At 59.4% G+C, this 13005-nt stretch carries 15 protein-coding genes; 5 read left to right on the forward strand and 10 right to left on the reverse strand.

Annotation, left to right across the window (positions count from 1 at the left end; all coding sequences use genetic code 11):
* Positions 1-45: 45 nt before the first annotated feature.
* Complete coding sequence (cfaB, locus tag AC1RS8_RS03440) at positions 46-1230, forward strand: C17 cyclopropane fatty acid synthase CfaB (RefSeq protein WP_489339483.1); 1185 nt, start codon at positions 46-48, stop codon at positions 1228-1230.
* On the opposite strand, the gene cls is transcribed toward cfaB, so the two are convergent.
* Positions 1227-2666 carry a cardiolipin synthase gene (gene cls, locus AC1RS8_RS03445; protein WP_093999533.1) on the reverse strand — a complete coding sequence of 480 codons (1440 nt, stop codon included), beginning with the start codon at positions 2664-2666 and terminating at the stop codon, positions 1227-1229. The genes cfaB and cls overlap by 4 nt on opposite strands.
* 132 nt (positions 2667-2798) lie before the next feature.
* Between cls and AC1RS8_RS03450 the strand changes: the two genes are divergently transcribed.
* Entirely contained in the window at positions 2799-3320 is a 522-nt protein-coding gene (locus tag AC1RS8_RS03450) for a DUF3617 domain-containing protein (RefSeq protein ID WP_489339482.1), read from the forward strand.
* Between the two features lie 89 nt (positions 3321-3409).
* Here the strand turns inward: AC1RS8_RS03450 and AC1RS8_RS03455 are convergent, their stop codons facing one another.
* The 7 genes from AC1RS8_RS03455 to AC1RS8_RS03485 form a co-directional block, all read right to left on the reverse strand.
* Positions 3410-4297 carry a His/Gly/Thr/Pro-type tRNA ligase C-terminal domain-containing protein gene (locus AC1RS8_RS03455; RefSeq protein WP_057712684.1) on the reverse strand — a complete coding sequence of 296 codons (888 nt, stop codon included), beginning with the start codon at positions 4295-4297 and terminating at the stop codon, positions 3410-3412.
* 194 nt (positions 4298-4491) lie between these two features.
* A complete protein-coding gene (locus tag AC1RS8_RS03460) occupies positions 4492-5052 on the reverse strand; it encodes a gamma carbonic anhydrase family protein (protein WP_057712685.1) in 561 nt (186 codons plus the stop codon).
* Complete coding sequence (locus AC1RS8_RS03465; protein WP_493162399.1) at positions 5049-5924, reverse strand: metal ABC transporter substrate-binding protein; 876 nt, start codon at positions 5922-5924, stop codon at positions 5049-5051. Before AC1RS8_RS03465 ends, AC1RS8_RS03460 begins: the two co-directional genes overlap by 4 nt.
* 11 nt (positions 5925-5935) lie before the next feature.
* Positions 5936-6802 (reverse strand): metal ABC transporter permease, encoded by an 867-nt coding sequence (locus tag AC1RS8_RS03470; protein WP_429521700.1) that lies wholly within the window; start codon positions 6800-6802, stop codon positions 5936-5938.
* Positions 6802-7470 carry a metal ABC transporter ATP-binding protein gene (locus AC1RS8_RS03475; protein WP_489339480.1) on the reverse strand — a complete coding sequence of 223 codons (669 nt, stop codon included), beginning with the start codon at positions 7468-7470 and terminating at the stop codon, positions 6802-6804. The genes AC1RS8_RS03470 and AC1RS8_RS03475 overlap by 1 nt, the downstream gene beginning before the upstream one ends.
* Positions 7467-8363: a GTP cyclohydrolase FolE2 gene (gene folE2 / locus AC1RS8_RS03480; RefSeq protein WP_090457716.1), complete on the reverse strand. Its 897-nt coding sequence runs from the start codon at positions 8361-8363 to the stop codon at positions 7467-7469. Before folE2 ends, AC1RS8_RS03475 begins: the two co-directional genes overlap by 4 nt.
* Positions 8364-8498: 135 nt before the next feature.
* Positions 8499-8876, reverse strand: coding sequence for a glutamine synthetase (locus AC1RS8_RS03485; protein WP_150812690.1), 378 nt, complete (start codon positions 8874-8876; stop codon positions 8499-8501).
* A gap of 142 nt (positions 8877-9018) precedes the next feature.
* On the opposite strand from AC1RS8_RS03485, the gene zigA reads away from it, so the two are divergent.
* Positions 9019-10224 carry a zinc metallochaperone GTPase ZigA gene (zigA, locus tag AC1RS8_RS03490; protein ID WP_218494595.1) on the forward strand — a complete coding sequence of 402 codons (1206 nt, stop codon included), beginning with the start codon at positions 9019-9021 and terminating at the stop codon, positions 10222-10224.
* 15 nt (positions 10225-10239) lie between these two features.
* Here the strand turns inward: zigA and AC1RS8_RS03495 are convergent, their stop codons facing one another.
* A complete protein-coding gene (locus tag AC1RS8_RS03495) occupies positions 10240-10596 on the reverse strand; it encodes an NADH:ubiquinone oxidoreductase (protein ID WP_489339479.1) in 357 nt (118 codons plus the stop codon).
* Positions 10597-10623: 27 nt separating this feature from the next.
* On the opposite strand from AC1RS8_RS03495, the gene AC1RS8_RS03500 reads away from it, so the two are divergent.
* Positions 10624-11595, forward strand: coding sequence for a CobW family GTP-binding protein (locus AC1RS8_RS03500; RefSeq protein ID WP_489339478.1), 972 nt, complete (start codon positions 10624-10626; stop codon positions 11593-11595).
* 4 nt (positions 11596-11599) lie between these two features.
* On the opposite strand, the gene AC1RS8_RS03505 is transcribed toward AC1RS8_RS03500, so the two are convergent.
* Positions 11600-12013: a DUF3301 domain-containing protein gene (locus tag AC1RS8_RS03505; RefSeq protein WP_057712694.1), complete on the reverse strand. Its 414-nt coding sequence runs from the start codon at positions 12011-12013 to the stop codon at positions 11600-11602.
* 119 nt (positions 12014-12132) lie between these two features.
* On the opposite strand from AC1RS8_RS03505, the gene pdxY reads away from it, so the two are divergent.
* Positions 12133-13005 carry a pyridoxal kinase PdxY gene (gene pdxY, locus AC1RS8_RS03510; protein ID WP_057712695.1) on the forward strand — a complete coding sequence of 291 codons (873 nt, stop codon included), beginning with the start codon at positions 12133-12135 and terminating at the stop codon, positions 13003-13005.

Raw genomic sequence — 13005 nt, forward strand, 5'->3', positions numbered from 1 at the left:
ATGGTCTACCCTCTGTTTAGACGTCTGAAACAAGGGGGCTTCTCCATGCTCGCGCATCTTCCACCGGCCTTACAGAATCTGCAATTGCCGCTTCGTCTGAGACTCTGGGATGGCCATGAATTCAATCTGGGGCCGACGCCCAGTGTCACGATTGTGGTCAAGGACCCACAAATGGTCACCCAGTTTACCCATCCAAGCCTGGACGCCCTTGGTGCTGCATTTGTCGAAGGCAAACTTGAGCTTGAAGGCTCCATCAGCGATGTGATCCGCGTCTGCGATGAATGGAGCCAGGCGTTGCTGGATGAAGGCGACGACAATCAGCCGGTTCGTAACGCCCACGACAAAGAGATGGACGCCAAGGCGATTTCCTACCACTACGACCTTTCCAACGCGTTCTATCAGCTGTGGCTCGACAGCGACATGGCATATTCCTGCGCCTATTTCGAGACCGGCAGCGAATCCCTGGAACAAGCCCAGCAAGCCAAGTTCCGTCATTTGTGCCGCAAGCTGCGCCTGCAGCCCGGCGAGTATCTGCTGGATGTGGGTTGTGGTTGGGGCGGATTGGCGCGTTTTGCTGCGCGAGAATTTGGCGCGAAAGTGTTCGGCATCACCCTCAGCAAGGAGCAGTTGGCCCTGGCCCGGGAGCGCGTAAAAGCGGAGGGCCTGGAGGACCTGGTCGAACTGCAACTGCTCGACTATCGCGATCTGCCGCAGGATGGCCGTTTCGACAAGGTTGTCAGCGTCGGCATGTTCGAACACGTCGGCCACGCCAATCTTGCCGAGTACTGCAAGACCCTGTTCGGTGCGGTGAAAGACGGTGGCCTGGTGATGAACCACGGGATCACCGCCAAATACACCGATGGCCGTCCGGTGGGACGCGGTGCCGGTGAATTCATTGGAAAATATGTGTTCCCCAACGGCGAGCTGCCGCACCTGTCGATGATTTCTGCCGAGATCAGTGAAGCCGGGCTGGAAATCGTCGACGTCGAGAGCTTGCGCCTGCACTACGCACGCACGCTCGATCACTGGAGCGAGCGCCTGGAGGACAACCTCGAAGCAGCGTCCAAGCTCGTACCGGAACAAGCCCTGCGTATCTGGCGGCTGTACCTGGCCGGTTGCGCTTACGCGTTTGCCCGGGGCTGGATCAACCTGCACCAGATTCTCGCGGTGAAGGCCCACGCCGATGGCAGTCATGAACTGCCATGGACCCGTGACGATATCTACCTCTAGAGAACCGGCGAAATAAGCCGGGCGACCCGCATGCCGACCTGCTGCAGGCGGTGAGTCTCCCGGCCTTCTCCTTTGGCGATTTCGTGGGCGTTGGCGAAATCATCGTTGAGCATCTGTTCCACCTCTGCGGCAAAGGCGCTGTCGACGGTCAGTAACATCACTTCGAAATTCAGCCGGAACGAACGGTTGTCCAGGTTGGCGCTGCCGATGGCGCTGATTTCGTAGTCGATCAACACCACTTTCTGGTGCAGGAAACCGGGCTCGTAACGGAACACCCGAACACCGGCGCGCACGGCTTCGAAGGCGTAGAGGCTGGAGGCGGCGTAGACGATTCGATGGTCGGGTCGAGACGGCAACAGCAGCCGCACATCCACACCCCGCAGGACCGCCAGACGCAACGCTGCGAATACGGCTTCATCGGGGATGAAGTACGGGCTGGTGATCCAGATCCGTTCCGTCGCTGCATGGATCGCTTCGACAAAGAACAGAGAACAGGTTTCGTAGGCGTCTGCCGGCCCGCTGGCGAGCAACTGGCACAGCACGCCGTCTTCCGGATAAACCTCGGGCAGGATCAGTGGCGGCAGGGCATGAGCCACCCAGAACCAGTCTTCAGCGAAAGACTCCTGCATGCACGCCACCACTGGCCCGCGCACTTGCACGTGGGTATCGCGCCAAGGGGCCAGGGGCGGTTTCTCGCCCATGTATTCATCACCGACGTTGTGCCCGCCAACGAAGCCGAGAATGCCGTCCACCACCACAATTTTGCGATGGTTACGGAAGTTCACCTGAAAGCGATTGAACCAGCCATTACGAGGGCCAAAAGCCTTGACCTCGACACCGCCATCACGCAAGGCCTGCACGTAGCCGTTGGGTAGGGAATGGCTGCCGATTCGGTCATACAACAGATAGATCGCTACGCCTTCGGCGGCTTTCTTCAACAGCAAAGTCTGCAGGCGTTGACCGAGACGGTCGTCGTGGACGATGAAAAACTGGATCAGCACGGCCTCTTTCGCCTGGCCGATGGCATCGAAAATGGCCTCGAACGTCGACTGGCCGTTGATCAGCAACCGCATCTGGTTATTGGCCAGGCAGGGCATGTGTCCGAGCTTGGGCATCGCTCTGAGTGAGGCGTAGGCAGACGAAGCGCGGGCGGTGAGGGCTTCTTCTACCCAGGGTCGCCAGTTGAGTTCGGAAACAGCCTTGCGCATCTCGTCGTTGGCCTGCCGCCGGGCCTTGATGTAGCCATCAAAGGTGCTGCGGCCGAACATCAGGTAAGGGATCAGCGTCAGGTAAGGGATGAAAAACAGCGACAGGGCCCAGGCGATCGAGCCTTGGGCGGTACGGACGGTCAACACGGCGTGTATGGCCGCAATCATGCCCAGTGAGTGCAACAGGGCGATGGTATAACCGAAAATATGTGGTCCGAAGTAATCCATGGGGGCTGCCTTGCTCCTGAAGATTCAGTGCTTAACAGACCATGTTCCGTGCAGAATGTCGCTAATTAATTCGACCATGAACCGAAGCCCGCGGCTGACGTCTAACGGCCACTACTGATCAGGAGTTACTCGATGAACGTTCGTCTGCTGGGTTTGGCCATGGCATTGGGTTTGGCACTTCCTGTGGCCGCTCACGCGCAAATGCTGCAACCAGGATTGTGGGAGCTGACCACGAGCAACATGAAGGTCGACGAGCAGAATATGCCGGACCTGCAATTGATCCTCGGCCAGATCCAGAACCAGATGACTCCCGAGCAGCGTGCGCAGCTGGAAAAGCAGGGTATCACCATGGGCGGCAAAGGGATCCGGGCGTGCCTGACCCCTGAACAGGTCAAGACCGACAACATTCCGCTGACCGATCTGCAGTCGGGCTGCAAACAGGAAATCACCGACCGCTCCGGCAATCAGTGGAAATTCCGTTTCAGCTGCCCGAAAGCCCAGGGAGCCGGCGTGGCGACGTTCCTCAGTGATCGCGAATTCACCACCAAGGTTAACGGGACGTTCAACGCCACCGGCATTCAGCAGAAGGGCAGCCTCGAATCCCGAGCCGTCTGGTTGGGGCAGGATTGTGGCACGGTGAAGCCAAGAGCTTAAAAAGCTTCGCGAGCAGGTTCGCTCCCACATTGGTTATGTGTCGAACACAAATCCCCTGTGGGAGCGAGCCTGCTCGCGAAAGCGTCCGTTCAGCCGCCCTGAATCCCCGGCCGACTTAACCACTCACACGCCGCCTCGACAGCCATCCGGCCAAAATCCTCCCCCGTGCGACTGCGCACACTGACGAACCCCCCAGCCTGTTCCATTTCGCCAACCACGACCAGGAACGGCACGGTCTGGCTGTGCTGGCGAATCTTGTAGCGGACCTTTTCGTTTCGCAGGTCGGCCTTTGCATGCACGCCTTTTTGGCGCAAGGACTCGGTCACCGCTTGTGCATAAGTCGCCTGGCGTTCATCCATGCTCACGACGACCACATGGGGTGGAACGCGCCAGTGTTGCAGCTCCTGATGGCTGGACCAGCAGGTGCCGTAGATCCGTTGTTGCAACGTGCCGCTGATGTGATCGAGGGCAAACGCCTGCAAGACTTTGGTGGTTGGGACGTGCGGTCCATGGCTCTGGTACTCGGCGTCCCCCAGACGGTACAGCGACACGGCTTCGCGCGCCGGCCGACGACGGATCGAGTGATTGGTTGCTGCCAATGACTGCATGCGCGCTTCGATTAGAGGCAGGTCTGCGGGGGTCAGCGGTTGCTCGACTGCAAACTCGTAATAGAAACCGTCACCCAGCTCCTTTCCCGCACGTAATTGCGCATGAGGGTGGAGTTGCTTGACCGCCATGGCCAGCATCAATGCACAGGAGCGACGCAGGATCTCCAGGCCGTCCGGCTCCCGGGGGGTGACAATGCTGACCCGGGCATCCGCCTCGATCAGGTATTCGCAGTCCACCAGTACACCATTGACCCTTCCCGCGACGGCCGCGATGGCCAGTTCGGGGCCGATGCTGGCGGCCACCTCGTGCACGGACAGCGGCTGATCGTACTCACGCAATGAACCATCGGGCAGGGTGATCTGGATCATGGTCGGCGTACTCTGGTGCTTCTAACGAGCGTTATCGCATAAACCGTAGGGGTGCTTCATTAAGACGTTTGTCGCGCCAGGCAATTTGTCCTGACACGATGGCTGGTTTTGGCCACCAGTGTGCTGATCGGCAAAATCTGGTCCGCGACCGGTTCCAGCAACGCGGGCATTGCGAATCAGCACGCTACTCATGCTCAGAACTCGTTTTGCAGGGCCTTGTAGCCGCGTACCAGGTCGACGTTGGTGCGCGCCACATCTTCGGAAAATTCCGAAGCACTGACGCTCACCGGCGGGTATTGCGAGAGGTCGGTGTTTGGGCCGATCCGCGTGGTGGAAGGTACGTAGAAAGCTTCAGGCAGGTCACGACCGTCGACCACCGAGTTGTGCCGCACCACGCAACCGTCACCGACTACGCAGTTGAACAGCACGCTGTTGAAGCCGATGAACACTCGATTGCCGACGGTGCAGGGCCCATGAACGATCGAGCGGTGGGCGATGGAACTGAATTCGCCGATGGTCACCGCCGCACCGGATTTGGAGTGGATCACCACGCCGTCCTGGATGTTCGAGTTGGCGCCGATGGTGATCGGCTGCATGTCGCCCGAGTCATCGACTTCGTCAGCACGTATCACCGCGTAGGGGCCGACGAACACGTTCTCCCCGATCACCACTTTGCCGCAGATGATTGCCGTTTTGTCGACGTAGGCAGACTCGGCAATCAGCGGTAAATCGCCGGAAGGATTCTTGCGGATCATGGCTTGCTCAATGCGTTGTACAGGGTGTTGAGGTTGTACTCGAACAACCCGGTGAAGGTGCTGGCCGGTCCGCTCGCCGCCAGGGCATCGGAGTACAGCGTGCCGCCGATCTGCGCGCCGCTTTCATCGGCGATTTGTTTGAGCAGGCGGGCGTCCTTGATGTTTTCCATGAACACCGCCTTGACCTTGGCCTGACGAATCTGGGTAATCAGTGCGGCCACTTCGGCGGCTGAAGGCTCGCGCTCGGTTGAGAGTCCTTGAGGCGCCATGAACTCTATGCCGTAGGCTTGGCCGAGATAACCGAAGGCATCATGGGACGTCACGACCTTGCGGTTGCCCGGTGGCAGTGAGCCGAGTTTGGCCTTGGCTTCGGCGAGCAGGGCGTAGACCTGTTTCAGGTACAGCTGGCTGTTGCGCTCATAGTCGGCGGTGTTCGCCGGGTCAGCGGCGATCAGCGCTTTGGTGATGTTGGTGATGTACAGCTCGGTGTTCTCCAGGTTATGCCAGGCGTGCGGGTCGGGAACGGTTTCGCCGTCTTCATCCAGGCTACGGGGTATGACACCGTGGCTTGCGCTGATGACCGGCGCCCGAGTCTCCGTGCTCGTCACCAGGCGATCCAGCCAGGGCTCGAAACCCAGGCCGTTCTTGATGATGAGCCTGGCCTTGAGCAGCGCTTTGGCGTCGTCCGGTGTCGGCTCGTAGGTGTGGGCATCCGCGTCCGGGCCGACCATGTTGGTGATCTGGATATGATCCTTGCCAACCTGCCGGGTCATGTCGGCAAGGATGCTGAAGCTGGTGACCACCTGAAGTTTTTCGGCGGCAGACAGCGACATCGACATCATCAAGCTGAACAGCACAAGTAAAGCGCGCATCGGTTAACACCTCATTGGGATGTGAGCAAAGGCGGGTGGCGCAGCAAGCCGTGCACCGGCCCAAACACCACGGACAACAGATATCCACCGCCGGCCACCAGCACGATTGCCGGGCCACTGGGCAGCGAGTAATAGAACGAGATCAATAAACCGAGCCATACCGAGAGGCTGCCGAGCACGGCGGCGACGACGATCAGTATTGGCAGGCGGCGACTCCAGAAACGTGCCGCGGCGGCAGGCAACATCATCAGGCCGACTACCATCAACGCGCCGATCGCCTGGAAGCCGATGACCAGATTCAACACCACCAGCGTCAGGAATACGCCGTGGGCCAGTGGGCCGAGTCGGCTCACGGTTTGCAGAAAAAGCGGGTCGAGGGTGTCGAGCAGCAGTGGTTTGTAGATCAGTGCCATGGCCATCAGGCTCAGGCCCGAGACCCAAAGCATGCCGGTCAAGGTCGGGCCGTCGACTGCCAGCGCGGAACCAAACAGCAGGTGCAACAGGTCCAGGCGTTTGCCGGCGATGCCGAGAATCAGCACGCCACCGGCCAGGGAAATCGGGTAGATCGCCGCAAGGCTGGCGTCCTCTCGCAGGCCGGTGCGTCGCGTAATCCAGGCTGCGAGGCCTGCCATGCTCAGGCCCGCGCCGAGGCCACCGATGGTCAACGCCGGGAGGCTCAACCCGGCAAACCAGAAACCTAACGCCGCACCGGGGAGGATGCCGTGGGCGACGGCATCACCGATCAGGCTCATGCGTCTGAGGATCAGAAATACCCCCAGGGGCGCCGTGCTGCATGCCAGGACCAATCCACCGAGAAGCGCTCGGCGCATGAACACGAATTCGTGGAACGGTTGCCAGAGATGCGCGGCAGCGATCATCAGGCCACCTGCGATTGAGGTTGTTGGCGGATCAGTTCGGCGCTCGGGCCGAATACACAACCGTTGCTTTTGATCAGCAATGTATGTGGGATGTGCTCGCGAACAGCGGCGAGGTCATGGCACACGACCACCAGTGTCCGGCCGTCGAGGCGCCAATCGTGTATGTGTTTCCAGAGCAATGCCTGACCGAGCTCATCGAGGGCCGCGTGGGGTTCATCGAGCAACAGCACGGGTGCGTCTGTCAGGCTCAATCGGGCGAGCAGGGCGCGTTGCAATTCGCCGCCGGAAAGGGCCATCAAGGGTCGATCTTCCAGGCCATTCAGGCACCAGTTTTCGAGGACGGTTGCCAGTCGTTGGCTACGGATTACCGGTGATTGTTTGTTGCCCCAGAAACCGGCGGCGACCAATGCCTGAAGGCTGATCGGAAATTGCCTGTCCAAGTGTTGTTGCTGGGGCAGGAACGACACACCGCCCTTGAGTGGAACATCCAGTCGAACCTTTCCGGCCAACGGTTTTTGCAAGCCGGCGATGACCTTCAGCAGGCTGCTTTTCCCGGAGCCGTTCGCACCGATGATGGCGGTCAGGCTGCCCTTCGACAATTCGAAGTCCAGCGCTGGCGTCAGTGGCTGCCCCGGTGCGCCCCAGCGCAAGGCGTGGCAACCGATCATGCAACCTCCCAGTTGAAACGGCTTTCGGCTACGGCGTCGTGGGCGTGCAGGCTTTCGGCGTGGATCACACGAATGTGGAAGGCGTTAATGCCCGTGGAGCGCTTCAGGGCCAGATTCAAGCGGCGTGCGGCGTCCTCGCAGAACATCAGGTTCTGACCATTGGCGAGGGCGAAGGCCTGTTCGTCGGCGCGTTTTACCGCTGTTTGAACGGCTGTGCCGAGTGCGGCTTCGGCGTCATTGATGACGGCGATCAGAGGCAACTCGTCTAAAAAATCAGCCAGCCGTACGCGCAACTTTGCGCTGCTGCGTTGGCTGTGAGGTGTGGCGACGATGCCATTCGTGGAGCCGAGCCACGCTAAAACGTCGGCGTGTTGCAGTGGCTTGTTGGCGAAATCATCGACGAACTGCTGTTGAATCAACTGTCGAGAAAGAGCAGCAGAACACGGGCAGGTTGAGGAATAAGGCACCTCGATTTTTAGTTCCACGTGGAACATTGCGTTTTTTAAACGTGCTTCGATGCTGACCGGATAGCTTTTCCAGCCAGCCAATGGACTAATTAGCGCGGGCCTTTTCAGCAACAAATCGGCGTGAAGGGTCAAGTGGGCGCTGCTGGACAGCCCTTCATGGCTCTCAAGAAAACGCTGCAAAACCCGCCGCAATAAAGCCGCTGAAAGACTTTCCTGTTCCAACAATTCAAGTGCCAGATAGAGCCGTGACATGTGAATGCCACGCGCGTTGCCATCGTCGAGGCTCACGCCGGCATCGGCCTTTGCATTCAGTCGTTGGCCCTCAAACAAAACGGGAAGAGCAATGCCGCACATGCCCACCCACTCCAGTGGCAGGGCTTGGCGTGAGGCCTGCGCGGCGATATCCGGCAGAGTCAGCGCATTCATGAGCAGGTCCATCGTGGGGGTTGATTTATAATGTTATATCATAACAACAAAATCGACGATGCCTTTTTCATGAACAGGTCTTCATCATGCACGGACGTCATTTGCCTGGCAGCAAGAGCAGAAAAACAAGCCGGCCTAACAGCCAGCGATCCGGCTGCAGGTGAACCTGGCGCTGCTGCCGCCGGAGCTGGAAAACCGGTTGATCGTGGTCCAGCCGACGCGCCGGTTGTAGCCAACCCAGGTCTCGCCGTCGGAAGCGATACCGGTGAAAAACGTAAGCTGGCCGTAGCGGCTGCTGGTCTGTGCCCAATAGCGTTTTCCGGCTACTTCGAAACCCCGCAAATAGATCGTGCTTCCGGCGGTATTGACGCTGTAGGCGTTGCCATCCGCATCCACGCAGGCCAGCAGGTTGGCGCTGCGAGTGCACTTGGCCAGGCTCGGGACCTGTGCCATCGCGTCGGCAGCCACCAGCAGGGAGAGCATGATCAATACGGGTTTAAGGGCGTTGCGCATGGGCTTTCTCACGAGGGTAGCGGCGTTCAGCATCCTGTCGTTTGCCCTGCTGAGCAAGAGGGGATGGTTTATTGATGTTGTTACAGTATAACATTATGTAAGCCCGACACAGCGACCGGGCATCCCTGTGAGGAATATGCAGATGTCCAATCGACTCCCCGTGACCGTTCTCTCCGGCTTTCTTGGTGCCGGAAAAAGTACACTTCTTAATTACATACTACGTAATCGCGATGGTTTACGGGTTGCAGTCATCGTCAACGATATGAGCGAAATCAACGTCGATGGCACCGAAGTCCAGCGTGATGTCAGCCTTAATCGGGCTGAAGAACGGTTGGTGGAAATGAGTAATGGGTGTATTTGCTGTACGTTACGTGAAGATTTGCTGGAGGAAGTGAGCCAACTCGCCAGGGAGGGTCGCTTCGACTATCTGCTGATCGAGTCCACCGGTATTTCCGAACCGCTGCCGGTGGCGGAAACCTTCACCTTCCGCGATGAAAACGGCCAGAGCCTCAACGACATCGCACGTCTGGACACCATGGTCACGGTGGTCGATGGCATGAACTTCCTGCTCGATTACCAGGCTGCCGAAAGCCTGGCTTCCCGAGGAGAAACCTTAGGGGAGGAAGACGAACGTTCGATTACCGATCTGTTGATTGAGCAGGTCGAGTTCGCCGATGTGATTTTGCTCAGTAAGATCGACTTGATCAGCAGCCACCAGCGTGAGGAGTTGATCGCCATACTTGAACGGCTCAACGCCAGGGCGGAAATCATTGCGATGTCGATGGGCGAAATCCCCTTGAACAAGATTCTCAACACCGGTCGTTTTGACTTCGAAAAGGCTGCCCAGGCACCGGGATGGTTGCAGGAGCTGCGCGGCGAACATGTGCCGGAAACCGAAGAATACGGCATTGCTTCCAGTGCTTACCGGGCTCGCCGACCGTTCCATCCACAGCGTTTCTTCAACTTCATCGACGGTCCTTGGGACAACGGCAAACTGCTGCGCTCCAAGGGCTTTTTCTGGCTGGCGAGCAAGCACATGGATGCCGGCAGCTGGTCTCAGGCCGGTGGTTTGATGCGCTACGGCTTCGCCGGACGCTGGTGGCGTTTCGTACCGAAAAACCAATGGCCGCAAGACGAAGAAAGTACCGCCGGGATCATGAAAAACTGGACCGCTGACAGCGGGGACTGTCGTCAGGAACTGGTTTTCATCGGCCAGAACATCGACTTCACGCAGCTTGCGGCCGAGCTGGACGCATGCCTGCTGACCGATGAGGAAATGGCGCTGGGCGTAGAGGGCTGGCATTTGCTGCCTGATCCATTCGGCCCTTGGTACGAAGAGGCTGCCTGATCCTATGCTGGCGCTTCAGGGCCTGATCCAGCTGCCCTGGCTCTGGGCCTCGCAGTACGGCTGCAAATACGCCGCGTCGGTGGCAACGCCGTAATAGTGAATATCCTGTCGGTAGGGCATATTGGCGACTTGGGCGTTGCTGCAGATTCCAAATGCGCCGCCGGGACATTGATCGACATACTGCACATCGACTTTCTGCCCAGCCAGGTTCGGTTGGCAGAAACCATCGGTGAAGAGTTTTGGCGGGATGTTGCGGTTCTGCTGGCAAACCTGGACATCAAGCCGCTCGCCTTGGCTATGAACCACACAAGCCTGGGCCAGCGCTTCGCCTGAAACGAGTGCCAGGAGCAATGCCAAGCCAATCAACCGCATCCATCACCTCCTCAGAAATCATCAACCATGCTGCAGAATATCCCCACTCATGTCATTGCCGGCCCCTTGGGTGCCGGCAAGACCAGCCTGATCAAGCACCTGCTGGCCCAGCGCCCGGCTGGCGAGCGGTGGGCGGTGTTGATCAACGAGTTTGGCCAGATCGGTCTCGACGCTGCGCTACTGACCCAGGACGCCGATGGTATCGCACTGGGGGAAGTGGCCGGGGGCTGCTTGTGTTGCGTCAACGGTGCGCCGTTTCAGATTGGTCTTGGGCGCTTGTTGCGCAAGGCACAACCGGATCGGCTGTTCATCGAACCCTCGGGGCTGGGGCATCCGGCGCAGTTGCTCAGGCAATTGAGCGAAGCGCCGTGGCAAGGCGTGTTGGCTGTCCAGCCTTGTGTGCTGGTGTTGGATGCCCAGTCGCTCGCTGCGGGCAAACCGCTGCCGGATGTTCAACAGCAAGCGCTGGGCCATGCGGGATTGTTACTGTTGAACAAGTCTGAAGGACTCGAAGAAGAAAGCCGCCAGCGAATCACCGGGCAATTGCCGCCGCTCCCCCTGCACTGGACGCAACAGGCGGCTTTACCCTTGAGCGAGTTGCCGGGGCTGCATGCCAAAGCGCTGGCAGGTGTGGATAACTTCGTCTTGCCCAAGGGATTGGCGCAGCTGCCGGCGGTCTGGAGTGATCCCGCGTTGCCCATTTGCTTGAGTCAGGAACAGGACGGAGGCTGGAGCATCGGATGGCGTTGGCACCCAAGCCAGGTGTTTGATGCCGCTCTGGTTGGCCGGTGGCTTGACTGCCTTGGCTGGAAGCGGGCGAAGCTGGTTATCCACAGCGCCCACGGGTGGGTCTCGGCGAACGCTGTGGATAACTCGGTGCTGGACTGGCAGCCCAGTGAATGGCGGCAGGATTCGCGTATCGAGCTGATTTTCAGTGAAACGCAGAACGCAGAACAACTGCAGCGTGAGCTGGCAGCGTGTCGATCCGGATCGGGTTAATGGCTCAAGGTCGCCACTTGGTGTGTTCCTGACGCCACTGGCTCAGCTCGATCACTTCCGCGCGAGGTTTCGCCACTTCGACCACCGGTTCGGTTTCGTCGAACGGGACCGGGTAGGGCGCGAGCTCAATCTGTGCGCTGTGAGCGCCGAACTGGGTGATGGTACCGTTGTGGCGGGTTTCGCCCGTCACGGTGAACTCGAAGTTATACACACGGGCCAGGCGTCGCCGACCACTGGCATCCCTGATGAACGCGATTCTTTTCAAGGCCACGTTGCCGTCGAGCAATTCGATCCCGAGTTTGCCGCAATGCTGCTTGACCCGCTCCAGCGCGCGCTCGCGCAAGCCGTGGTTGTGCCATAGCCATGCGCCGGCAGTGGCGAACAGCATCAGCACGAATATATTTCCAAGGGTCAGCATCAACAGGGTGCTCCAACAAGATAGTGTCAGCTTAACTGTGTCGCTGGTCTGTCGTACAGGCTGCGTTTAGTCGCATACTGCGCGGCTAGAATTTCAATCGTTTTACGGAAATCCACCGCATGAAACGTACACCGCATTTGCTCGCTATCCAGTCCCACGTGGTATTCGGTCACGCCGGCAACAGTGCCGCGGTTTTCCCGATGCAACGGGTCGGGGTGAATGTCTGGCCGCTCAACACTGTGCAGTTCTCCAATCACACCCAGTACGGTCAGTGGGCCGGTGAAGTGTTGGCGCCGCACCAGATACCTGACCTGGTCGAAGGCATCGCGGCGATTGGCGAGCTGGGCAACTGCGATGCGGTGCTCTCCGGTTACCTCGGCAGTGCGGCCCAGGGCCGGGCGATCCTGACGGGGGTGGAGCGGATCAAGTCGATGAACCCCAAGGCGCTGTACCTGTGTGACCCGGTCATGGGGCATCCGGAGAAGGGCTGCAGTGTTCCGGCGGAGGTCAGTGATTTTCTGCTGGAGGAGGCCGCCGCCGTGGCGGACTTCATGTGCCCGAACCAGCTGGAGCTGGACAGCTTCTCCGGACGCAAGCCGCAGTCGCTGTTCGATTGCCTGGCAATGGCGCGTGCATTGCTGGTGCGCGGTCCGAAAGCGGTGCTGGTCAAGCATCTGGACTACCCAGGCAAGTCTGCTGAGGTCTTCGAGATGCTGCTGGTGACGGCCGAAGGCAGCTGGCATTTGCAGCGCCCGTTGCTGGCGTTCCCGCGTCAGCCGGTGGGCGTGGGCGATCTGACGTCCGGCCTGTTCCTGGCGCGTGTGCTGCTGGGCGACAGCCTGGTGGCCGCGTTCGAGTTCACGGCATCGGCGGTGCATGAAGTGCTGCTGGAAACCCAGGCTTGTGCCAGCTACGAGTTGGAACTGGTTCGGGCTCAGGACCGGATTGCCCATCCGCGGGTGCGGTTCGAGGCGACCTCGATCAGCCTTTGA

It is taken from the genome of Pseudomonas sp. GW821-FHT12A04 (genome assembly GCF_058807755.1).

Excerpts from the sequence above, each read along its gene's own strand:
- cfaB (WP_489339483.1), top strand. The coding sequence starts at position 46 with ATGCTCGCGCATCTTCCACCGGCCTTACAGAATCTGCAATTGCCGCTT.
- cls (WP_093999533.1), bottom strand. The coding sequence starts at position 2,666 with ATGGATTACTTCGGACCACATATTTTCGGTTATACCATCGCCCTGTTG.
- AC1RS8_RS03450 (WP_489339482.1), top strand. The coding sequence starts at position 2,799 with ATGAACGTTCGTCTGCTGGGTTTGGCCATGGCATTGGGTTTGGCACTT.
- AC1RS8_RS03455 (WP_057712684.1), bottom strand. The coding sequence starts at position 4,297 with ATGATCCAGATCACCCTGCCCGATGGTTCATTGCGTGAGTACGATCAG.
- AC1RS8_RS03460 (WP_057712685.1), bottom strand. The coding sequence starts at position 5,052 with ATGATCCGCAAGAATCCTTCCGGCGATTTACCGCTGATTGCCGAGTCT.
- AC1RS8_RS03465 (WP_493162399.1), bottom strand. The coding sequence starts at position 5,924 with ATGCGCGCTTTACTTGTGCTGTTCAGCTTGATGATGTCGATGTCGCTG.
- AC1RS8_RS03470 (WP_429521700.1), bottom strand. The coding sequence starts at position 6,802 with ATGATCGCTGCCGCGCATCTCTGGCAACCGTTCCACGAATTCGTGTTC.
- AC1RS8_RS03475 (WP_489339480.1), bottom strand. The coding sequence starts at position 7,470 with ATGATCGGTTGCCACGCCTTGCGCTGGGGCGCACCGGGGCAGCCACTG.
- folE2 (WP_090457716.1), bottom strand. The coding sequence starts at position 8,363 with ATGAATGCGCTGACTCTGCCGGATATCGCCGCGCAGGCCTCACGCCAA.
- AC1RS8_RS03485 (WP_150812690.1), bottom strand. The coding sequence starts at position 8,876 with ATGCGCAACGCCCTTAAACCCGTATTGATCATGCTCTCCCTGCTGGTG.
- zigA (WP_218494595.1), top strand. The coding sequence starts at position 9,019 with ATGTCCAATCGACTCCCCGTGACCGTTCTCTCCGGCTTTCTTGGTGCC.
- AC1RS8_RS03495 (WP_489339479.1), bottom strand. The coding sequence starts at position 10,596 with ATGCGGTTGATTGGCTTGGCATTGCTCCTGGCACTCGTTTCAGGCGAA.
- AC1RS8_RS03500 (WP_489339478.1), top strand. The coding sequence starts at position 10,624 with ATGCTGCAGAATATCCCCACTCATGTCATTGCCGGCCCCTTGGGTGCC.
- AC1RS8_RS03505 (WP_057712694.1), bottom strand. The coding sequence starts at position 12,013 with ATGCTGACCCTTGGAAATATATTCGTGCTGATGCTGTTCGCCACTGCC.
- pdxY (WP_057712695.1), top strand. The coding sequence starts at position 12,133 with ATGAAACGTACACCGCATTTGCTCGCTATCCAGTCCCACGTGGTATTC.